Genomic DNA, 23,592 nt, shown 5'->3' with positions numbered 1-23,592 from the left:
ATGCTTTCGAAGTTAGTTTTGCTATGCAAAACTCTAAAGGAGTGAGTGAGATGACTAAAACAAGTCGCCTATTTCAAGGTGTTCTTCTTGTAAGTGCCATCACGTTATCTTTAACCGCCTGCGGTCAAAAAGCTCAATTGACAGGTGGAGCAACACCGCAAGCTACGATTGCGCCGAGCAGTACACCCTTGATACAAAGTCCTTTACCAAGTTCCACACCAGAACCTTTAAAGCAAAAAAAGGTAAAAACCTTTTATAGCGATCAGGACGAAATGAAACTTGTAGAAAAAGAAGTCACAATCAGTTATAAGCAGGAAGCTGACGTGTATGAAGCTGCGCTAAATGCACTCAAAAAGAGTGACGATCCTAAAGCAATACCATTATTTGATGATCTGAAGTTCACAAATACTGCTTTTGATAAAGCCAAGGGTGAGTTGAAGATTGATCTTAAATTTGGCCCCAAAACGCAATTAGGTGCGCCTGGTGAAGAATTATTTTTACAAGCTTTGAAAAAAACAGTTTTTCAATTTCCAGAAGTCAAGTCTTTGTATGTGCTGAAAGATGGCAAACAAGTGGATAGCTTAATGGGGCATCTTGAGCTTCCATATCCAATTAAACGACCTAACTAAATGGAGCAGCAGAGGAGTCAATATCAAAGATGAAAAATAAGAAATTGGCAAGTGCAATTGTTAGCTCTTTAATCGTAACAAGTTTGGCGGGGACACCGGTTATGGCTGAATCAGTCAATACAACACCGTCGACGACTGCGAGTAACGTTAAGCTTTCATTCCCTGACGTAAAATCGGACTACTGGGGTATTCGACATATATCCAAACTTGCTTTGGAAGGCATAATTGAGGGCTATGAGGATGGTGCTTATCGGGCAGAAAACCCGGTTTCGCAGCAAGATGTTCTTATTATGGCTACACGTATGATGGGCTTACAAGGCGAAGTAGACGCCATGACGACAGCAACTGTTTTTCCGGATTTCATGTTAGTTGATAACTATGCGCGTAATTATGTAGCTGTTGCTCTTCAAAAGGGTTTAATCTCCAACGAGGAAGAGAAAGTTAGAAGTCAGACCGATAAGTCCAAAGAGAAGTGGGGCCAGCGGAAGGCGACAAGAGAATGGGTAGCTGAAGTGGTTATTCGCGCCATTGGCAAGGCGGCATTCGCACAAAGTCTATCTACGACACAGACTGCTTTCCAAGATAATAGTGCCATTAGCAGCACAACATTAGGTTTTGTTAATGCAGCCGTTGCACTAAAGGTTGTTGATGGCTTTGAAGATGGCACATTCCAACCTAAAGGGGCTGTAACACGTGCTCAGATGGCTGCGTTTCTAAGTCGTTCGCAGAAAGAACTAGCTATATTGCCTTCACGTGCTGTCAAAGGTTACATGACTAGCCTAACTAGCGGCAGTATTGGCATTATGGACAAAGATGGGAATACAAGTACATATAAAATTTCTCCGAACACAGTGTTTTACGGGAACAAAAATGATAACGCAATTGCTTCGAACAAACTAGAAGAAACGTTCGAAGTCTCTCTCGTTCAAGTAAATGGTATGGCCTACTATGTTGAAATCCTTAGTGATGAGCTTCAGTTAGATATCCAAGAGGGTAAACTATTAAAGCTAAATATGAATACCCTTAAGGCTACATTGGATGACTTTGAGAGCTATGATTTGGCTCCGGATGTCACTGTAACAGATACAGATGGTCGCGGTCTCAGCCTTGGTGATATCGTTGCTGGCAGCACGATTCAATTGCGTAAAAGCAAGATTGTCAAAAGCGATAAGTTTACTTCCATCATTGTTAAGCAGGTTCCCGTTAATAAAACAGCAAATGGCGCGATCCAAACATTGAATAAAGACACTGCGCAAATTACGATGCTCGAGACCGATTCAGGCCAACCGGAATCGTACAGCTACTCCTCAGGCTTGATTATTACATCAACAGATAACAGCTTGGTAGATCTGAATTCACTGCATATCGGAGATACGGTAGAGTATACGATTAAGAATAGTGAAGTAGTTAAGATTGCTGTTAAAAAGCAAGCCGATGTTGGTGTTAGTGTTGAGGGGACTCTCAAAGATGTGAGTGACGATAAAACCTATCTAACTATTACAAAGTCGACTGGCACACCGTTAGCATCATACTTATTAGCCGAAAATGTTCAAGTGCGAATTAATGGTTTGGCGACTGCAAGCATTTATGATATTGCACCCGGAGATCAGCTTAAGCTGGACGTGCTTAATAACAAAGTTACTTTGATTACAGTAACTAACCGTTCTATTGATAATTTATACTTTGCTAAAATAGTTGCCTATGATCAGCCATCGAAATCATTAACTGTTATTGATAATACAGGCAAACCGCATGCTTATATATTGAATGATACCGTTTCTATTTCCTATGCAGGTACGAAGCTTCCATTCTCGAGCTTTAGTGGCACGTTTACCGCAGGAAAATATGTAGATTTGTTAGTTTCCAAAGATACAGTTACACAAATTCAAATGTCTACCCAACTGAATGGTGCATTAACGCAATTAAATTTGCAAACGAATGATATTACATTGAAAACAGACAGTGGTCAAAACTTGACTTTCAAACTTACTTATGCACCGCAGGTTGAACTTGCGAACAAACCGAACAGCACACTTTCCGACTTGAAAGTGGGGGATAATGTCAGCTTATTACTTAGCTTCGATCAGAACATTGTTACGAAAATTGTAACAAGTAAGACAGCCATTTATAAAACCATTTTGACCAATATAAACAGCAGTCAGATTACGGTAACGGACGATGCTAATACGTCTTATGTTATTTCTCTGGACGGTGTTCCAATCAGCAAGCCGGATCAAAGCGCAGGTTCAGTTAATGATTTTGCCCTTGATGACTATGTGAAGCTTAAGTTCAAAGGTCTGGCTGTAATAAAAGCGGAGATTGTTAGTCCTTTGCGCGGCAAGGTAACAGCAGTTAATGCGGCTAGTTCCAGTCTAACTATTCAAGATTTCTCAGGTAAGAGTCAAGTGATAAACGCTGGCACTAACTATGGCGTAAAGCTTAATGGCGGCGTAGAGTGGAGTTTCGCATCTATCAAGGTTGGCGATCGTGTACAAGTGATGAAAGACGCAAATGACAAGCTTCTTATTCAAGTCGCAGTTGCATCTAAGCGGGAAGTAGATAACTACAATAGTGTTGTGAATCAATTCTACTTAAAAGCAACAAACGCCGGAGATAAAACGGCTTATAGTCTGTTCCCAAGAGCGTATTATCATAAAGGGCCAGAAGTGGTAGTGCCGTCTTCCTTTGTGTCTGGTGATCAAGTCACGATTTATGTGCTGGATAACAAGATTGTTGAGATTGAGAAATAAGGTTTTGAACAAAAAATAAAGTTCGTCCGTCTGTATATTAGGAGCTTGACTTCTAATGCAGACGGTTTTTTTTATTATTTTAAAAATAAATATGGCAATTTTTTAGAAAATGTTCGCATTTTGACGCTTTCAAGCATTGATTCTAACGTCACAATTCGCTAAACTGGAGAATATTACGACCCTAAGGAAGTAAAGACATGACGCAGAAGTTAGTAAGGCATATTTTGGATACCATAGGTGAACTCTTTCCGGATGCACATTGCGAGCTGCGTCACAGTAATCCGTTTGAATTAACGATTGCTGTACTGCTATCGGCTCAATGCACCGATGAAACCGTGAATAAGGTGACATTGGATTTATTTCAGAAATATAAGTGTCCTGAAGATTACTTGGCCGTCCCACTTTCGGAGCTGGAGCAAGACATTCGTCGGATTGGACTATTTCGAAATAAGGCAAGCAATATTCAAAAATTGTGTCAACTCTTGCTGGACAAGTTTGATGGCGAAATTCCAGAGAAGCACGAACACTTGGTCGAGCTGCCAGGCGTAGGCCGTAAAACGGCAAATGTCGTTGTATCGAACGCTTTTGGAGTACCTGCGATTGCCGTAGATACCCATGTGGAACGAGTAGCCAAAAGACTAGGCCTAGCTGGCTGGGATGATTCGGTCCTTGAAGTTGAAAAGAAGTTGATGAAGAAGGTTCCGCGTGAAGAATGGACACAGACGCATCATCGCCTTATATTCTTCGGTCGGTATCACTGCAAAGCTCAGAACCCGCAATGCACGATATGCCCATTATTGGACAATTGCCGTGAGGGCAAGAAACGTATGAAACCGAGTGCAAGTAGGAAAACTATTACAAACAAATGATATGCAGACAAAGGATGGGATTGAAATGAAATGCATCGCCGTATATACCAATAGTTTTGAATTGTTCTCTGATATTTTTGAACAAGTAATTAACACGCCATTAGCCGATAATGAGGAAAAAGTCATTGAAGGTATAACTGTCAGTGAATCAGGTGAGGTTCCTCAGAATTACATAGACAAAATGAAAACTAAAACTGAGGTAGTCGTGATGAAAGTGAAAGACTCAGACATTACGATTTTGCAGCATCGCGATGTATTTGAAATTTTCTTACCGGAAAAAGAAAAAGTGGTTATGTCCTAAAAACTAAATCTCCCTATGGGAGATTTTTTTCTGTATCATCATAGGCAAGTGTGAAGAAGATCGGTATATAAGGAGCGGAATGGACGAATGGCGCAAGCGATAGATACAAGTATCTCGGTCATGCCGGATGCGATCAGGAAAATGCAGGTTGTGATGCGTGCAGCGGGAGATCTGGATAATGCGATTAAGCTAGGACAGCTGCTCGACAAAATAGATTCAGGACGGATGAATATTGCGTTTTGCGGTCATTTCTCTGCGGGGAAATCGACCTTAATTAATCAGCTCTGCGGAAATGCGCTGCTCCCCTCCAGTCCAATTCCAACAAGTGCGAACATCGTAAGTATCCGAAATGGGGCGCCAGGCGCTCATGTTACGCATCGATGGAAGGAAGACGATGGGGATTCTCAGGGAACAACAAAGACGATCGCGCTTGATGAGTTGGAGGCATATTGCGTAAATGGCACTGATATTGAAACGGTAGAGATTACTTATCCGATTTCGTTTCTGGGTGAGCATACAGCGCTTCTGGACACTCCCGGTATTGATTCTACGGACGATGCGCATCATCAATCCACGGAGTCGGCCTTACATCTAGCGGATGTTGTGTTCTATGTCATGGATTATAACCATGTGCAATCCGAAGTCAATCTCGCGTTTACGAAGAAGATGAAAGAGTGGGGCAAACCCCTCTATCTCGTTGTCAATATGATTGATAAACACAAAGAATGGGAGCTGCCTTTCGCACAGTATCAGGAGGGAACGAAGCAAGCCTTTCTGAGCTGGGGAATAGAGCCGGATGATCTGCTGTACGTCACGATGAAGGAGCCGAGTCATCCGCATAATGAATATACGAAGCTGCAATGGCTCCTGAGTCGTTTGATTGAGCGCGGTGATGAGCTGCGAAGCTTCAGCATCGACGCATCTGCGCGCTATCTGGCAGCAGAGCACGGCAAATGGCTGGCTGAGCAGCATGAGCCGCAGAAGGCGGAGCTCATGGAGCAGATCAGCCAGGAAGGCGACGTGCAGGAGGTTCAGGCGCAAGCTGCTGCAAAGCAGGAAGAGCTTTCGGATTTGAAGGGACTGCCGGAAGCATTAACGGCAGGGCTGCGTAAGGAAGTTGGCATGATTATCGAGAATGCCAACATTACGCCGGCCTTAACCCGGGATCAGGCTCACGCGTATTTGGAGAGCCGGAAGCCTGGGTTCAAGGTGGGGTTTTTCTCACGAGCTGTCCAGACAGCCGTGGAAACGGAGAAACGGCTAGCCGCGTTTCAGGCGGATCTCGCTGAGCAGGTGGAAGCAAAGCTCGACTGGCATCTGCGGGATGCCTTGAAGAAGGCAGCGCAGGACCACGGGCAGTACGATCCAGCGATTACAGAGCAGATCGAAGCCCTTCAGGTTGATGTTACGACGCAGTGGCTTGCGGCACAAGTAAACTCCGGCGCGACTTTCGGCGGTGAGTATACCCTTAACTACATGAAGCAAGTGTCATCAGATATTAAGCAGCAGTATCGCAAACAAGCATTTGCTGTGATTGATCTGCTCGCGGCTGCAGTTCGCGAGCACTCTGTGCAAGCGGTTGAGGCGCTTGCAGCCGAGCTTGAAGCGCTAGGCGGCCGCCTTAGCGCTTTCCGGGAACTGCAGCGCCTCGAGGAAGCCGATGCGGCGGCAGAGGCCCAGCTGCTGCGCATGGCCAGCTGGCCAAGACCGCACGCGCCAGCGTTGCCGGATGCGCAGCATTATTCGCCTATGGAGGTGAAGGCAGCCTCCCCGCAAATCGCGGGTCTGCGCGTGACCTCCATGGACACGATCCTGCAGGCCGCTGCCACGGCATCGGCGGCCGCAGGCACTACAGCTGCCCCTGCGGAGGCAGCGTCATCAGTGCCTACCGCGTTCACCACGGGTGAACACGGTAGGCGCATGGAGCGCAAGGCCGCTGCGCTGCAAGCGGCCTCGAGCCTCATCGACGGACTGCCGTCGATGAGGTCGATCGCGCGCTCCATGCGCGAGAAATCGGAACGTCTGCGGCAGCGGACGTTCACGATTGCCCTGTTCGGCGCCTTTAGCGCCGGTAAATCTTCTTTCGCCAACGCATTGATTGGTGAAAGAGTGCTGCCTGTCTCGCCAAACCCGACAACGGCAGCAATCAACAAGATCATGCCGCCTCAGGAAGGCTGGCCGCATGGAACGGCCAAAGTTAAGATGAAAAAGGCGGATGCGATTCTGCAGGACGTTCTCTATTCCTTAGAAATACTTGGCGTGCAAGCGACAGATATGGCATCTGCGTTGAAACGCATAAGCGCATTGTCTCCCGCGCACGTCACGGCAAAAGGAAAGCCGCACTATTCCTTCCTAAAGGCTGTGGAGAAAGGCTGGACACTTGCTCAAGTCCATTTAGGCACTGAACTGAAAATCACCAAAGATCAGTTCCCAAGCTATGTCGCTGACGAATCCAAGTCATGTTTTGTTGAATTTATTGAATTATATTATTCAAATCCATTGACCGAACAAGGCATTATTTTCGTTGACACGCCAGGGGCAGATTCCATTAATGCCCGCCATACAGGAGTAGCTTTTAACTATATTAAGAATGCGGATGCTATTCTTTTTGTGACCTATTACAATCACGCTTTCTCGCAAGCAGACCGTGAATTCCTTTTACAGCTCGGACGCGTGAAGGATAGTTTTGAGATGGATAAAATGTTTTTCATCGTAAATGCTGCTGACCTTGCGGCTAGCACGGAAGAACTAGATGGTGTAATTAAACATGTGGAGACAAATTTGCTGCAGCACGGTATTCGAAATCCGCGTATTTATCCAATCTCCAGCTATTTGGCTGCCGAGGGAAAAATAATAGGGAACGAAGAGTTGGTTAAGCAATCAGGCATACGACCTTTTGAACAAGAGTTTGTGAAGTTTACCTTCAATGAGCTTAGCGAGGTCTCTATTCATGCGGCTAATTTGGAGCTGAATCGCGCGATTGCTACGATGCAGCAATGGCTGGAAAGTGCGCAATCTGGGGAAGAACATAGGAAGCTTCAGCTAACGCAGCTTGGGCAAGCGGAGCATGCCGGAGCAGAGCTGCTGGAAAGTACCCTTTTTGACACAGAGCATAAAGAATTGAAGAAGGAAATTCAAGAACTTTTGTACTACGTCAAGCAGCGGACGATGTACCGCTTCGGCGAATTGTACAATTACGCCTTTAATCCTTCAACCTTCAGGGATGAAGCCAAAGATCCGAAACTAGCTCTTCAGTCCGCTTGGGGTGAGCTGCTGCGTATGATTGGCTATGATCTTTCCCAAGAAGTATTGGCTACGACGCTTCGGGTCGAGAATCGTATGAATCTGATCAGTAAGAGCCGTGTAAAGCGTTGGGAAGAGCAGCTTCGTCAGGTGATGGAAGGATTCGAAAGCGGCACATATGAGTCAAGTTCATTTGTAACTCCAGAAATCAGATCTAAACTAGAAGTTCCTGACATATCTATCAAGATGCTCCAAAGTTATTTCAATAATGCGAAGCAATTTTTCGAGGGCGATGGTAAAAGCAAGCTCAGGGCAGATCTAGAAAATCGAATGACAACACCGGTAGCTCAATTTATCGAGCAGCAAGCATTGGAGCTTGAAGAGGCCTATGCAGATCAATTGGAAATTTGGCTGAACAAACAGAAAAATCAAATGCTGCTGCAGTTAAATGAACATGCCGAGGGGATGCGCGATGCCTTGGAAATGAAGATTGATTTGAACGAACTTATATCCAAACAGCATCAATTAAGGTCGTTTGTTTAATAAATAAATAAAAGGGTTGGACCGGTTCAATTGAACATGGCCAACCCTTTTCTATGCATTTCCATGAAAAGGCTTACATCTATGGTTATTGGGATGATTTTAAAGAATAGCGGGGATTTCTGCACATTTTTGTGGAGTTATGAGCGTTTAAGCGTTTAAATCCCTCATTCCTTTGATTGCTCGCACCTAGGGATGGTGTTAAGATTCATTAAGTATTATTACGCTTACCTAGCTTTTCCAAATTATCCTTCTTGAGGAGGGGCCCCAAAGTGGATGTGTTCAGGCAACTGAAGCCGTATTTTTGGCCAGAGAAAAAATTATTTTTTGGAGCGATTTTATGTTTAGCGACAGCAACTGCGCTTGGTCTCGTTTATCCGAATTTGCTTCGGTATTTAATCGATGACGTGATCGCTAAGAAACAATTTGAGCTCGTTCCCAAGTTAGCGCTCGTGGTTGTTTTCGTCGTATCTTTGAAGGGGATGTTTCAATTTCTTCATGGCTTGAGCGGAGGCCGATTAGGTAACCGCGTAGCGTATCATTTGCGAAATGCGCTATATAACAAGCTGCAGTACTTATCGTTTCAGTATTACGATCAGGCTAGAACAGGGGACTTAATGTCCAGATTGACAGCAGATTTGGAAGCCATTCGTCAATTTATCGGCTTCGGCTTTGCGCAGCTTTTAAACGTATTATTGATGCTGATTTTCGGCATGGGAATGATGTTCTCGATTAACTGGAAACTGGCTTTACTTACTATGATAACGATGCCATTTCTGGCGTTTACTGCGGTTCGTTTTGAGGGCAAAATTCATCCTGCTTTTCGGATGGTGCGTCAATCTCTCAGTTCGATGACTACCGCGGTACAAGAAAATATTACAGGGGTTCGAACCGTGAAATCATTCGCACGTGAACCTCATGAAGTAACAAAGTTTTCAGCTCGCAATGAGGATTATAAGGCCATGAATATAGAAACCTCAGGGATCTGGGCTAAGTATTTTCCCATCATGGAGATATTGGCGAATCTGAGTGTGGTTACTTTGCTCGGTGTAGGCGGTTACATGGTGATCGAAAATACCATTACGTTAGGTGAGCTCGTAGCTTGCTTTAGTCTCATTTGGTATATCATTGGTCCCATGTGGGGTCTTGGCTTTCATATCAATAACTTTACGCAAACAAAGGCTTCCGGTGAGAAAATTTTGGAAATCCTGCATCAATACATGCACGTGAAAGATCAGCAGGAAGCAATTGCTTTGAAGAACGAAGATGTGAAAGGGCATGTGCGTTTTGAGAATGTCACATTCTCATATCCGGAAAAACAGCCTTCACTCTATAATTTCACGGTTGATGCTGCTCCGGGCTCTGTCATTGGCCTTCTGGGCAGCACAGGTTCGGGCAAAACAACAGTGATTTCCTTACTGATGAGAGCTTATAACGTGAAAGATGGCAAGGTCCTGTTGGATGGTAAAGATATTCGTTCTTTACAATTAGAGAGCTATCGCAATCAGATTGCGACTGTATTTCAAGAGACATTCTTGTTCTCATCTACGATACGCAACAATATCGCTTATGGACTTAAGGATGTCACGATGGATGATATTATTCGTGCAGCGAAGCTGTCCAAAGCCCATGATTTCATTATGGAGCTGCCGGAAGGTTATGACACGGTTGTCGGTGAGCGCGGACTAGGCTTGTCAGGCGGTCAAAAGCAGCGGATTGCCATCGCTAGGGCACTGATTAAGGATCCTAAAATCCTTGTACTGGACGATGCAACAAGCGCTGTTGATATGGAAACAGAACATGAGATTCAAGCGGGCTTCGGAGAGGTTATGAGAGGGCGGACAACATTCGTCATTGCCCATAGGATTTCTTCCTTGAAGCACGCCAATGAAATTATTGTTTTGGATAAAGGACGGATTATACAAAGAGGCACCCACCAGGAGCTTCTGCAGCAGGATGGACTTTACCGCCAAACTTATGAGATTCAGTATGCGGATCAACCTCAACAATCGGCTGCCGGGGATCAAGCTGCAGCTGCTAAGGATACAGATTCGGATATGGATACTCAAAACCAATCCTCTTCGAAAGAAAGAAGGTTAGCACATTGAGTTCTAATTCGAAGCAAGCCGAGGCATCTGCCCAAAAAGAAGAATCCCAAGCTGGACAACGATTCGTTTATCAAGATGATGAACTGATTGATAAGCCTTTTGATTGGAGTCAACTGAAACGTTTGTTTAGTTATATGAAGCCTTATCGGAAACAAATGCTGCCAATTATCATTATTATGATGTTGGTTGGCGCAATCACTAAGCTGACAGTTCCACTGCTCATTCGTGAAGCGATTGATGGAGCCATCATACCTAGGGATAAGAATCTGCTTCTGCTCATTGTTGGCATTATGCTAAGCGTATATGTCATTCAATGGCTAGCAAATACCTTTCGGATCAAGTACACGAATATGATTGGCCAGCGTGTCATCTACGATCTGCGTCATGATTTATTCAGTCATATTCAGAAGCTGTCGTTCCGCTTCTTCGATACACGTCCTGCTGGCTCCGTACTCGTTCGTGTAACGAATTATGTGAACTCGTTGCAAGATTTGTTTACGAATGGTGTAGTGAACTTATTAATTGATATTGTTCAGCTCTGTGGCATAATTATTATTTTGTTAACTTTTAATTTCAAACTAGGTGCTGCGATCATTGTGACTGTTCCGATTATGTTCTTGATATCGACCAAGCTACGTAAAAAGATTCGTCACGCTTGGCAGGACGTTACGATGAAGCAATCTCGTCTGAATGCGCATTTAAATGAGTGTATTCAAGGGATTAGAGTCACCCAAGCCTATTCTCAAGAAAAAGAAAATATTCAGTTCTTTACTAAAATGAATATGGTCAATCGGTTATCCTGGAACCGAGCTTCGATGCTCAATCAATCATTTGGTCCTTTAATTGAAATTACAGGGGCTATTGGCTACTGTATTCTGTTCTGGTTAGGGGCTCATTTAATTCAAACTGAGGAAATATCAGTTGGTTTACTGGTTGCATTTGCTACTTACATAGGCTATTTCTGGGAACCTATTACGCGATTAGGACAAATGTATTCTCAACTTCTTATTGCAATGGCCTCAGCGGAGCGGATTTTTGAGTTTATCGATGAAAAGCCAAGCGTCGCTGAAATAGAAGATGCGAAACCACTTTCAAGTATCCAAGGAAATGTGAAGTTTGAGAATCTCGTATTCGAATATGAGCCAGGTAGACCAGCTCTCAATGGGATTAATTTAGACGTACAGGCTGGGCAATCTATTGCGTTAGTCGGTCATACTGGATCGGGTAAAAGCACTATCATGAATTTATTGTGCCGTTTCTATGATCCTGTTGAAGGCAAAATACTTATCGATGGTCAGGATATTCGGAACGTAACCATTCAAAGCTTGCGTTCACAAATCGGTGTCGTGCTTCAAGATACGTTTATTTTCTCGGGTACAATTCGGGACAATATCCGCTTCGGCCGTTTAGATGCAACGAATGAAGAAGTTGAACTAGTAGCCAAGGCTGTTCATGCACATGATTTTATCATGAGCTTACAGAATGGCTATGATACGGAGGTTCAAGAGCGCGGCAACGTGCTGTCGATGGGCCAACGTCAGTTGATTTCCTTTGCAAGGGCGCTGCTGGCAGATCCGCGAGTACTCATCCTGGATGAAGCAACGGCAAGTATTGATACGGATACGGAGCTGAAAATTCAGGAGGCTCTGAAAACGCTGCTCGCTGGTCGAACATCCTTTATCGTGGCGCACAGACTATCCACGATTCGCAATGCTGACAAAATCGTTGTGCTAGATCATGGGCGTATGATGGAGATCGGGAATCATGAGGAACTCATGAAGGAACAAAGGATTTACTATGGACTTATTCAAGCCCAGTACAAATTTTTGCAAGACGCCGTTTAGCTTTCTGAGAAAAGCTGTTTAACTGTGTAGCAGTTAAGCGGCTTTTTTGTTATGATGAACATGGCGAACGTATGATCCCTTTGGGGTCTGTTCCGTATTGTAATGTTTGCAAATTTATTCAAGAAGCTATACTCTTAAAGTGAATTATGCCATTTTTTCGCAGGAGGGGACTTACTTGAGATCTACTCGCTTCATATGGAGTGTAATTGGCCTTACAGCATCAATATCCACGATTGTTTTCGCCGTAGGCTTTGCCTACGCGGCGAATCAGATATGGTTTCCCAAAGCATCCGGAGATCTTAATCTTGTGACTTCAGCTCCTAAGAAAGAAACGATGATTGAAAGCAAAAGTAAGCTTCAAATTGTCGCTCTTGGTGATTCATTAACCGCAGGAACGGGCGATAATACAGGCAAAGGCTATGTTGGCCGTGTCCGTGAAAAGCTAGAGAAGGAAACGGGTAAGCCGGTATTCGTGCTCAATAATTTGGCAATTCCAGGCTATATAAGTGACCAACTCCTCTCTGATCTTGCACTTAAAAAGACGCAGGATGCACTTGCCCAGGCGGACATCATTTTGTTGACGATTGGTGGCAACGATATTTTTGCTGGCGGGGATGGGCTTTTTATAGGGGAAAATAAGACTGAGTTTAACCCCGAGGGTGCTGTGAAACGTGTAGAGCCTGCGCTGGTCAAAATGGAAAAAATTATTCAGTCGATAAATAAGGCAAATCCAAAGGCAACCGTGTTGTATGTTGGTTTATATCATCCTTTTCTCGATTTAGACCCGAAACGAGAAGGTTCTCTGATAGTACAGCGCTGGAATAACCGCGTCTTTGAAATGACGAATCGGTATCCTCAAATGGTCATTGTCCCAACCTATGATTTGTTTGAACAAAATTTGATCAAATATTTGTCTTCTGCCGATCATTTTCATCCTAACGGGGACGGCTATGAGCGGATTGCTGATCGAATTGTACAAATTCTGAAGTAGGGGGGGAAAAGATGGCAGCAACAATGACTGTTCCAACAACGGTACTTTCCGTGAAAAATTTAAAGAAAAAAATTAAAAATAAAGAGATTATAAAAGGGATTTCGTTTGATGTATATGCTGGAGAAATCTTTGGTTTCTTGGGACCCAACGGATCAGGTAAAACAACGACCATTCGCATGCTCGTTGATTTAATACGTCCGACAGAAGGGTCTATACATATTTGTGGGCATGATGTACGCAAGGAGCATAATCAAGCGATGCGCCATGTCGGATGTATCGTTGAGAATCCGGAGCTTTACTTGTATTTGACTGGATGGGAAAATCTCGAGCATTTTGCAAGAATGCTGACGGATGTCGATGAGAAGCGGATCCAAGAGGTCGTTGAAATCGTCGCTATGGATCAACGTATTCATGATAAGGTACGAACCTATTCCCTTGGTATGCGGCAGCGGCTCGGCATCGCACAGGCTTTGCTTGGGAGGCCCAGTTTATTAATATTGGACGAACCTACGAATGGTCTTGATCCCCAAGGGATTAAGGAAATGAGGGAGTTCATTCAGCGCTTGGCCGCAGGTGGACTTAGTTTGTTCGTCTCAAGTCACTTGCTAAGCGAGATTCAGCAAATGTGTGACCGTGTTGCGATAATAAGTCATGGCCAAGTGATTCAAGTGGGAGCGGTCGATGATTTGATTGCGCACGGCGGCAAAGTTGTCTGGTCCGTGTCTCCGGCCGATAAGGCTGAGAGGCTTCTATATGCGTCACCACTTGTACAAGCTATTGAGGAAATAGTTGATGAAAGTCCCGTTGGCTTACCCACATTGGTGAAACAAATCGTTACGCAAATGGATAAGGAGCATGTCCCGCAAATAAGTCGGCAGTTGATGGAAGCAGGAATTAGCCTCTTTGCTGTAGAAATCAAAAATCCGACGCTTGAAGATTTGTTCTTAAGCCTAACCGAAGGTGAATCAATTCAATAGGGGAAGGTGAGAGAATTGCGTAGTTTATATGCGCTAGTCAAAAATGAATGCATCAAAATGATTAAGAAAAAACGCTTTTATGTCATCATCCTTATCCTACTTGCTTTAATTCCCATGTTCACTTACGCACAAATGCGTGTTGCCCAAAATACACAAAAGCAGTTCGGGACGACGGACTGGAAAGCGGATCAGCGTCAAAAAATTGCAGACTGGGAAAAGCGTTTAAGCTCGGCACGAACGCCGGAAGAATGGAAACAACAGCTTAGAGTCCAGATTCAAATCGCGAACTATTACCTTGAAAAGGATGTTGATCCTAGTACACCGAATGCGGTTACTTTTACACGTGAATTTGTAAAAAATGCTGTCGGTTTATTCATTCCTCTTATTATCATGGTCATTTCAGCTGACATCGTATCATCTGAGCATTCTACGGGGACTATTAAATTATTGTTGACAAGACCGGTCCGGCGATGGAAAATCCTATTGAGTAAATTAATAACGGTCGTCTTCTTTACTTCGCTAACTGTACTGTCCACTGGTGTATTATGTTACTTGATTTCTGGAGTCGTTTTTGGCTATAACGGCTGGACGATGCCTATATTTACAGGGATTCAATTGACAGGTACGGAGGTGGATTTCAGTCTTGTACGTGCGGTTGATCAATGGTTCTTCCTAATGATGGAGTTTGGATTGGTTTGGTTCTCGGCATTAGTCGTAGCACTCATGTCGTTAATGCTTTCCGTTCTCATTCGTTCCACAGCAGCAGGTATGGGGGTCATGCTGGCGGTATTAATATCAGGAACCATTCTTTCGAATATGGTGTCTTCGTGGGAAACTGCGAAATATTTGTTTATGGTCAATTTGGACTTAACCAAGTATTTAACGGGAGGCCTTCCTCCAATCAAAGGGATGAACTTGACATTCTCGCTAAGCGTTTTAAGTGTTTGGGCGATTGCCTCGCTGATCGTTTCATTTACGGTATTTTCTCGCAAAGATGTATTGAATTAAAGGATAAAAAGGAGAGACTTTGATCTCAAATCAAAGGTCCCAATATTAGATAAAGGAGGGCTTCAATGACTGAGCAACTAGAATTTGCGAATGGAAAAGCCCCAACATCCGATTATGATGTCGATGATATACAAGTACTAGAAGGTCTGGTTGCCGTACGCAAAAGACCAGGGATGTATATCGGCAGCACAAGTGCTTCAGGCTTGCACCATTTGATCTGGGAGATCGTAGATAATGCGGTTGACGAGCATCTAGCCAAGCACTGTTCAAAAATAAGTGTAACGATACATAAGGATCAGTCCATTACGGTTCAGGATAACGGCAGGGGCATTCCGACCGGTATGCATAAGACAGGAGTTCCTACACCGCAGGTTGTATTTACAATCTTACATGCTGGTGGTAAGTTTGGCGGATCTGGCTACAAAAAATCAGGTGGACTTCATGGTGTAGGAGCATCAGTCACCAATGCATTATCCGAGTGGTTGGAAGTGGAAATTTATCGCGATGGCAAAACGCATAAACAACGTTTTGAATACTGGGTAGATGATTTAGGCATCGAACATGTGGGTCAACCAACAACCGGGTTAGAAGTGATTGGAAATTCCAACAGAACAGGTACGAAAGTAACCTTTAAACCTGATAAACGCGTATTCCAGGGCGGAACAACGATTAATTACGATACGCTCGCTGAGCGTTTGCAAGAAATTGCGTTCTTGAACTCTGGTCTTCTCGTCAACTTGAAAGATGATCGCTCAGATAAACAGGATTCCTTCCAATATGAAGGTGGTGCGAGCCAATTCGTTGAATTCCTGAATGAAGAGAAAACCGTGCTTCACCCCGTCATTCATTTTGCATCGGAAAAGGATGAAATTGAAGTCGAAGTAGCGCTGCAATACAATGATGGCTACACCGAAACGATTGCGTCATTCGTTAATGCCATTCCGACCCGCGGCGGTGGTACGCATGAGACGGGATTTAAGACCGCATATACCAGAGTAATGAATGAATATGCCCGTAAAGCGGGAATTCTCAAAGAAAAAGAGAAAAACCTGGATGGTACCGACCTGCGAGAAGGTATGATGGTCGTCATCAATATTAAGATGGGTGATGTCGAATTCGTTGGACAAACGAAGGATCAGCTTGGAAGTGCTATTGCAAGAAGTGCAGTGGATGCAGTTGTTTCTGATAAAATGACTGTTTTTTTGGAGGAAAATCCGCAAATCGCGCAAATGATGCTGAAGAAGGCTGTACAAGCATCCAAAGCACGGGAAGCTGCACGTAAAGCGCGGGAAGAAATTCGCAGCGGGAAGAAAGGGCGGAGTGAGAGCTCCAACCTGAATGGTAAGCTTACTCCTGCGCAATCCAAGGATTTACAGCGCAATGAATTGTTTGTCGTTGAAGGAGATTCTGCCGGCGGATCCGCGAAGCAAGGACGTGATTCCAAGCATCAGGCTATTTTACCGCTCAAAGGAAAACCGATGAACCCCGAGAAAGCCAAGCTTCTCGATATCATGAAAAATGACGAATACAAAGCGATTATTTCCGCTATTGGGGCAGGAGTTGGCTCTGAATTCGAATTAGAAGAGATGAATTACGGCAAAATTATTATTATGACGGATGCAGATACCGACGGTGCACACATTCAGGTCCTGCTTTTGACCTTCTTTTACCGCTATATGAAGCCAATGATTGATGCGGGCAAAGTATATATCGCACAACCACCGCTTTATAAAGTGACAAGAAAGGGCAAGAATGGGGGGCATCGGTATGCCTGGACGGACGATCAGCTGCAGGTTGTGGTCAAAGAACTTGGTAAAAACACCGAGCTTCAGCGATACAAAGGTCTTGGAGAGATGAACCCGGAGCAGTTGTGGGAAACGACGATGAATCCGGAGAGCCGTACCTTACTGCAAGTACAGATTGAAGATGCCGCTAAAGCTGAACGACGTGTGACGACATTAATGGGCGATAAGGTAGATCCACGTAAGCGCTGGATTATTGAGAACGTTGATTTTACCGAATATGTAGAGTAGACCAAAAAGAGTGGTGACTGAAAGTTGAACATATTAGAAGAGTTTTTACCAGCCTATCTGGAGGAGATCGTTGGCGATCGCTTCGGGCGTTATTCCAAATATATTATTCAGGATCGCGCGATTCCAGATGTTAGAGATGGCTTGAAACCTGTACAACGACGTGTATTATATGCAATGTACGACTCAGGGAATACCCCGGATAAGCCTTATCGTAAATCGGCCAAAACCGTCGGTGATGTCATGGGTAATTACCACCCGCACGGTGACGCGTCCATTTATGATGGTATGGTTCGTATGGCGCAGCCGTGGAAGATGGGCCATACACTGGTGGATGGCCATGGCAACTGGGGGTCACTCGATGATGATCCGCCTGCAGCTATGCGTTACACTGAGGCTCGTCTCTCAGAGATAGCAATGGAACTGCTGCGCGATATCGAGAAACGTACGGTGATGTTCAAGGATAATTTTGATAACTCCACGAAAGAGCCAGTCGTGCTCCCAGCGCGTTATCCTAACTTGCTTGTGAATGGTGTCAGTGGAATTTCAGCCGGGTTTGCGACGGAAATTCCCCCGCATAATTTACGCGAAATTATCGATGCCTGCACGGCGATGATCGACAAACCTGAAATTACGGTCGATGAATTGATGACAATCGTCAAAGGGCCTGATTTCCCTACTTCCGGCATTATCATGGGCGAAGACGGTATTCGTGAAGCATATCGTACAGGGAAAGGCCGTATACACATTCGTTCCAAAACAGGGATAGAAGATATGCGCGGCGGCAGACAACAGATCGTAATCACCGAAATTCCATATCAAGTTGTAAAATCTCGTCTCGTTACGGCAATGGAAAACATTCGACTTGAAAAGAAAATCGAAGGAATTGCTGAAGTACGTGACGAAAGCGGCCGTAATGGTTTACGGATTGTAGTCGAGTTGAAGAAGGAAGCAGATGCCCAAGGTATTTTAGCTTACTTGTTGAAGAAGACTGATTTGCAGGTAACTTACAATTTCAATATGGTTGCGATTGTGAATAAAGCACCGCGCCAATTGGGTATTCGTGAGATTCTTGAAGCCTACATTGGGCATCAGAAGGAAGTTGTCACGTTCCGTTCCCAGTATGAGCTCGAGAAAGCCGAAGACCGAGCACATGTGTTAGAAGGACTTGTAAAAGCCCTTAACATCTTGGACGAAGTGATTGCAACAATTAAGGCTTCCAAGAATCGGCAAGATGCACAAAACAACCTCGTTGAGAAGTTTGGATTCTCAGAGCGACAAGCGGATGCTATTCTTGTTTTGCAATTATACCGATTAACGAATTTAGAAATCACAACACTTGAAAAAGAGCTGAAGGATGTTGAGAAAACCATTGCCTACTTACGTGGTATTCTTGGTAACCTGAAAAAGTTGTTAGGCGTTATTAAAGATGAAATGGGCGAAATTCGTAAGAAATATGGCATTGACCGCCGATCGGAAATCCAAGGTGAAGTGGAAGAACTAAAGGTTAATCTCGAGGTTCTCGTGAACCAGGAAGACGTCCTTGTTACTTTGTCCCATGAAGGTTATCTGAAACGTACGAGCAAGCTTTCCTTCACGCGTTCCGGCGGAGAGCTCGAGAATACAGGGCTGAAGGAAGGCGATTACTTACGCTTCCTGCTCGACGTGAATACGATTGAGAGTTTACTGATCTTCACCAAGAAAGGTCAATATTACTTGCTGCCTGTCCACCAAGTGCCTGAATATAAGTGGAAAGAGAACGGCACCGCGATTGTTAATGTCATTCCAATTGCCAAGGAAGATCGGATCGTAAGCGTTATTCCTGTGAAGGGCTTTGAGGAACCGACTAAGTCTCTTGTGTTCGTCACGCGCAAAGGTCAAGTAAAGCGTACAGAGCTTAAAGAGTATATGACGAACCGCTCCAATGGACTTGTGGCCTGTAAGCTCGGTGAGCATGATGAAGTGCTCCAAGTGCACCTAAGTGACAATACGAAGGAAATCTTGCTTGTCACGAAGCAGGGTATGAGCATCCGTTTCCGTGAGGAGGAAGTGAACCCGATGGGCCGAGCGGCCGCAGGTGTACGCGGCATCCAACTCAAGGAAGACGATGTTGTAGTCTCGGCAGAGTGGATTTATGGGGATGAAGGGGAAGTGCTGGTCATCTCGGACCTTGGGTATGCGAAGCGATCCCTAGTCGTAGATTATCCAATTCAAGGACGCGGAGGAAAAGGCATACTTACCTTCGAGTTTAAGGAAGGCAAGCGTGTGAGACCTAACGGTTCAGCGTTAATACGCACATTTATCGTGAAAATGGATTATCTCATTACAGCGATCATGAGTAGTGGGGAGAAGCAGCGTTTCTCCACGGAGACGGCACCTCTCGAGGATCGCAAAGCGCAAGGAAAACAGCTAATACCTGTTAGCAAAACAGATTCGATCGTAGAGGTATTGCGATTCCCTCAATCATAACTGATTGTAGGTGGATCCAGCTTCTCAATGAGCATAAAAGCTAACTCCAACATGACCCACAGAGGCATCGGTTCGTCTAATCGATCCAGCCACTGTGGGTCTTTCATTATGCCTGCTTCCAGTGCTTTTTTGCCAATCTCTAATTTCCAAGCTTCCACCTTGAACCACTCCTTTATGAATCATTACGAAGGATAACAGTAAGCACTCCCATTCGTAGATGCTATACATGCCTGCTTCACAGTATATGTTAGTAGTGGGCTAGGTGTTAAAAGAAGTGGAGAAGCTTGGGTTAAATCTTCTCCACGCCAGAAAGCAGGATGAATTCTCTGACGGTTTTTCCTCTAATAGGACAAAGTTATTTATCGATCGACAGCATGTCACAGCATGTCCCATTGACATGCAGCTTTTGTAAGAAAATATTAATGGCATTAACCTTTAAACGTAAGAAAAGGCGTGCTATACTTGCGTTATAGTAGATGTTGGAAGCGAGTTGATGAGGATGTATTCCGATGAGTTTGGAAAGCTGTGGCTAAAATTGTCCAAGGAATTGAAAAGTCAGATGGAAGTAGGTTTAGCACCTACTATCACAGAAGGACAGCTTAACGTACTAGAATTGCTTATGACGTATGAGCGGATGAAGCCTTCGGATTTGATCGAATATTTATCTACAACACCTGCGGCTGTTACAACACTATTAGATCGTATGGAGAAAAGTGAATTGATCGTACGGGAGCGGGATGAGAAAGACCGTCGAATCGTATGGGTCAACGTAACAGATAAAGGAAAGGCGGAATGCGAGCGAGGTACGGGAATCCGAGAACAACTGTTGGATTCGTACCTGAGCCGCGTTTCCGCCCATAACCAGAAATTACTAATTTATTTGTTGGGGAAGGTTGCTAATTAAGTAGCGGAACATTTTCTGGCGTAAATTTACAAATCTGGGAGAGTAAATTCACTCCATGGCCGCTGCATTGGCGGCAGTGACCGAAAGCGCAGCGTTTCTTTGAGCGTTGGATGCTCAAAGGCGAGAGCTGTCGCCCAGAGCGCAAGCTGCTGGCCGGGTTTGTTGACCGCGCTCCCGTAGCGCTGGTCGCCGTAGAGCGTGCAGCCGATGGCGGCCAGCTGCACACGGATCTGATGCGGCCGCCCAGTGTGCAGCTTGATTTGGATCAAGCTGAACCCGCCTTCGCTGCCGAGCAGTTTATAGTCCAGCACAGCCTCCTTGGCGTCCTGCTGGCCTTCTCTGACTACGCTGACGGTATTCGTCCGCGTGTCTTTCCAAAGCCAGTGACGCAGCGTAGCGGATGGCTGTGGCGGCTTGCCATGTACGACAGCGACGTACGTCTTGTCGAGCTGTCTTGTTCTCACCGCGTCTGATAGTCGTGACGCGGCTTTTGACGTTTTGGCGAATACCATCACGCCGCCAACAGGACGATCAAGCCGGTGTACAAGCCCGAGGTACACATTTCCGGGCTTATTGTGTCGGTGCTTCAGGTCTGCCTTCAGTACATTCAACAGATCCGGATCACGCGAATCGTCCTCCTGCGTCGGCATATTGACGGGCTTCTCAACCACGAGAATGTGGTTGTCTTCGAACAATATCGGAATTTGTGAGGATCCTGTCACCCTAAGCCTCCCAGCGTCCCAGAATTCCGCAAGGGAGCATTAAACCGGAGTGGGTGATCGGCAGGCCAATTTCTCCACTAGAAATTGTACCGCCATGTTTGGCTTTCATCGCCATCGTTAAGATGTTCTGCAGTACGGTTGCCGATATGCCTGTTGTATAGGAGTTAATCAACAGGAACAAGGGATTGTCCGTCAGAATGCTTTGGCAGGTCTGAATGAAAGGGAAGAGGTCATCTTCTAACTTCCAGGTTTCACCATTGGGTCCGCGCCCGTAGGAAGGAGGATCCATGATGATCGCATCGTACTTGCTTCCGCGACGCTGTTCTCTCTGCACAAATTTGAAAACATCATCCGTAATAAAACGAACAGGGCGGCTGCCTAGCCCGCTTAAATGTAAATTTTCTTTTGCCCATTGAACGACACCTTTGGAAGCATCCACGTGGCAGACTTCGGCACCTGCATAAGCGCAAGCAAGTGAGGCTCCACCTGTATAAGCAAACAGGTTTAGTACCTTGATGGGGCGTCCTGCTCCCTGGATTTTATCAATCATCCATTTCCAGTTGACGGCTTGCTCAGGGAATAAGCCCGTATGTTTGAAGCTGGTTGGCTTAATATAGAAAGACAGCTTCTGGTCATAGTTGATCGTCCAGCGCTCAGGAAGCTCGGCATGCTGCTGCCATTGTCCGCCGCCGCTAGAGCTTCGGTGATAATGGGCATCAGCTTGACGCCATGCCGGCGTTTCTTTTTCTAAAGGCCAAATAATTTGTGGGTCCGGTCTTCTCAGAACGATCGTGCCCCAGCGCTCTAACTTTTCGCCGCCGCCTGTATCGAGAAGCTCATAATCTACCCAATCTTTTGCATAAAACATGCTGCAATCCATCCTTCAACTTGTATACTTTAACAAACATCCATTGTACACCATTTATTGACCTAAATCGATCTTTTCAATCAAACCAGGCAGTTCTTTTTCTGTAAATTGTTGAATTTGCTCTTGTTCAAGCGAAGCTTTCAGCTGATCTTTCACAGAATCTAAAGTTTTAACGGATATGGACTCTACTTTGATCACATGATAGCCGAATTGCGTCTCTATAGGATCACCAATCGTCCCGATTGCTTGCTCGATCGCAGCTTTCTTGAACTCAGGTACCCACGCACTCACATCGGCATCTGCATAAAGCCCGCCCGTTTCTTTAGAACCTGGGTCGTCTGAAAATTGTTTGGCCAGTACTGCGAATTCTTCACCGTTCTTAAGTTTCTGCTGAACTTCTTTGGCTAGTTTGAGGGCTTCCTCTTTTGTGCGCAGCTGTTTACCCGCTGAACTAGGGTCGTTTATTCCGATCAAAATGTGACGTACGGATGCAATCGTATAAGCATCTTTATCCACTTTAAGAGTTTCATCATACTTGGCTTTTAATTGGGTTTCGGAAATACTGGACTTGATATAATTTTGTGAACCGATGCTGCCAACCAAAAAATATTGAAGGTCGGCTTCCGTTACATTCACCTTTTTCAAATCGGCCTGAAACTTAGTTTCGCCAAATTGTGATTTCCAAGCCGTAATTTGCTTGGCCGCACTGTCTTTTGCAGCGTTTTGGTCTCCCTCAGATGCTCTGCCGAAAAGAATTCGGTTTTGTATTAGTTGTGTGATAACATTTTTTTGATACTCTGGGTTATCTTTCGAGGAGCCATGGCCATTATTGAAGAGAGCTTGCAAAGCGAAGAATGTATCAAACTCGCCTTTGGTTACAGTTCCACCTTTATAAGCTGCAACGACATGTTTAGGATTGCTGCCGATCCAAATGGTTCCATTTTCTTCGTCCCACTCGACTTTTTTCCCTAGTGCTTCACTAACGAATCGAAGGGGTACATAAGTAGAACCTTCATAAATAAATCCTTTAGCATCTGCGGGTGCTTTTTCGACACCATCAAACATATACGTAAGACTTCGGAATGCTACTTCAATTTGACTGCTTGCCGCAAAAGCTGCTGTCCCGCTTAATAATGAACCGATCGTTAAACCAACGATAAGTCCCTTCATCTTGTCATTCATAATTTTGTTTCCACCTTTCAATAAAATGTCACTCCAATAATTCACCGAGGGTTAAGTATTTTCCTTTTTTTAATAAATTGGAATTGAAGGATTTCACTACCTGGTTGTAGTATTTGTAGAGTAAGTGATTATTTGTAAAATCCATGTTTTAGACGAA

General features: G+C 44.8%; 17 protein-coding genes. 13 read left to right on the top strand and 4 right to left on the bottom strand.

From position 1 onward, the window contains the following. Positions 1-50 precede the first annotated feature (50 nt). From BLT91_RS13105 to gyrA, 12 genes are all read left to right on the top strand, one after another. Entirely contained in the window at positions 51-629 is a 579-nt protein-coding gene (locus BLT91_RS13105; protein WP_090821520.1) for a GerMN domain-containing protein, read from the top strand. Positions 630-658: 29 nt separating this feature from the next. Further along, on the top strand, positions 659-3,379 hold the full coding sequence (locus tag BLT91_RS13100; RefSeq protein WP_090821518.1) for an S-layer homology domain-containing protein: 2,721 nt from the start codon (positions 659-661) through the stop codon (positions 3,377-3,379). 197 nt (positions 3,380-3,576) lie between these two features. Beyond that, complete coding sequence (gene nth / locus BLT91_RS13095) at positions 3,577-4,248, top strand: endonuclease III (protein ID WP_090821516.1); 672 nt, start codon at positions 3,577-3,579, stop codon at positions 4,246-4,248. A gap of 25 nt (positions 4,249-4,273) precedes the next feature. Beyond that, positions 4,274-4,549: an NAD/NADP transhydrogenase alpha subunit gene (locus tag BLT91_RS13090; RefSeq protein ID WP_090821514.1), complete on the top strand. Its 276-nt coding sequence runs from the start codon at positions 4,274-4,276 to the stop codon at positions 4,547-4,549. Between the two features lie 87 nt (positions 4,550-4,636). Beyond that, a complete protein-coding gene (locus BLT91_RS13085; RefSeq protein ID WP_090821512.1) occupies positions 4,637-8,335 on the top strand; it encodes a dynamin family protein in 3,699 nt (1,232 codons plus the stop codon). Between the two features lie 269 nt (positions 8,336-8,604). Continuing rightward, on the top strand, positions 8,605-10,440 hold the full coding sequence (locus BLT91_RS13080; protein ID WP_090821510.1) for an ABC transporter ATP-binding protein: 1,836 nt from the start codon (positions 8,605-8,607) through the stop codon (positions 10,438-10,440). Continuing rightward, positions 10,437-12,284 (top strand): ABC transporter ATP-binding protein, encoded by a 1,848-nt coding sequence (locus tag BLT91_RS13075; RefSeq protein ID WP_090821508.1) that lies wholly within the window; start codon positions 10,437-10,439, stop codon positions 12,282-12,284. The genes BLT91_RS13080 and BLT91_RS13075 overlap by 4 nt, the downstream gene beginning before the upstream one ends. A 175-nt stretch (positions 12,285-12,459) precedes the next feature. Continuing rightward, positions 12,460-13,275: a GDSL-type esterase/lipase family protein gene (locus BLT91_RS13070; RefSeq protein WP_090821506.1), complete on the top strand. Its 816-nt coding sequence runs from the start codon at positions 12,460-12,462 to the stop codon at positions 13,273-13,275. A gap of 11 nt (positions 13,276-13,286) precedes the next feature. Next, positions 13,287-14,252, top strand: coding sequence for an ABC transporter ATP-binding protein (locus tag BLT91_RS13065; RefSeq protein ID WP_175532283.1), 966 nt, complete (start codon positions 13,287-13,289; stop codon positions 14,250-14,252). A 15-nt stretch (positions 14,253-14,267) separates the two neighbouring features. Then, on the top strand, positions 14,268-15,260 hold the full coding sequence (locus BLT91_RS13060; RefSeq protein ID WP_090821504.1) for an ABC transporter permease: 993 nt from the start codon (positions 14,268-14,270) through the stop codon (positions 15,258-15,260). 65 nt (positions 15,261-15,325) lie between these two features. Further along, positions 15,326-17,293, top strand: coding sequence for a DNA topoisomerase IV subunit B (parE, locus tag BLT91_RS13055; protein WP_090821502.1), 1,968 nt, complete (start codon positions 15,326-15,328; stop codon positions 17,291-17,293). 24 nt (positions 17,294-17,317) lie between these two features. Beyond that, positions 17,318-19,759 (top strand): DNA gyrase subunit A, encoded by a 2,442-nt coding sequence (gene gyrA / locus BLT91_RS13050; protein ID WP_090821500.1) that lies wholly within the window; start codon positions 17,318-17,320, stop codon positions 19,757-19,759. Here the strand turns inward: gyrA and BLT91_RS31575 are convergent. Then, positions 19,750-19,917 (bottom strand): hypothetical protein, encoded by a 168-nt coding sequence (locus tag BLT91_RS31575; RefSeq protein WP_175532272.1) that lies wholly within the window; start codon positions 19,915-19,917, stop codon positions 19,750-19,752. The two genes, gyrA and BLT91_RS31575, sit on opposite strands and share 10 nt — an antisense overlap. 341 nt (positions 19,918-20,258) lie before the next feature. Here BLT91_RS31575 and BLT91_RS13045 point away from each other — a divergent pair, with 341 nt between their 5' ends. Continuing rightward, positions 20,259-20,663, top strand: a complete 405-nt coding sequence (locus tag BLT91_RS13045) for a MarR family winged helix-turn-helix transcriptional regulator (protein ID WP_090821772.1) — start codon at positions 20,259-20,261, stop codon at positions 20,661-20,663. A gap of 26 nt (positions 20,664-20,689) precedes the next feature. Here BLT91_RS13045 and BLT91_RS13040 read toward each other — a convergent pair whose 3' ends face one another. Genes BLT91_RS13040 through BLT91_RS13030 form a run of 3 tightly spaced genes read right to left on the bottom strand, consistent with a single transcriptional unit; the run spans position 20,690 to position 23,435 of the window. Then, on the bottom strand, positions 20,690-21,385 hold the full coding sequence (locus tag BLT91_RS13040; protein ID WP_090821497.1) for an RluA family pseudouridine synthase: 696 nt from the start codon (positions 21,383-21,385) through the stop codon (positions 20,690-20,692). A gap of 1 nt (position 21,386) precedes the next feature. Then, on the bottom strand, positions 21,387-22,253 hold the full coding sequence (locus BLT91_RS13035; protein WP_090821495.1) for a class I SAM-dependent methyltransferase: 867 nt from the start codon (positions 22,251-22,253) through the stop codon (positions 21,387-21,389). Between the two features lie 54 nt (positions 22,254-22,307). Continuing rightward, the gene (locus BLT91_RS13030; RefSeq protein ID WP_090821493.1) at positions 22,308-23,435 is read right to left on the bottom strand and encodes a peptidylprolyl isomerase; all 1,128 of its coding nucleotides are present in this window, start codon (positions 23,433-23,435) and stop codon (positions 22,308-22,310) included. Positions 23,436-23,592: the final 157 nt, after the last annotated feature.

It is taken from the genome of Paenibacillus sp. yr247 (assembly GCF_900103825.1).
Lineage (GTDB): Bacteria > Bacillota > Bacilli > Paenibacillales > NBRC-103111 > Paenibacillus_E.
This window is presented reverse-complemented; position numbering and strand designations above follow the sequence as displayed.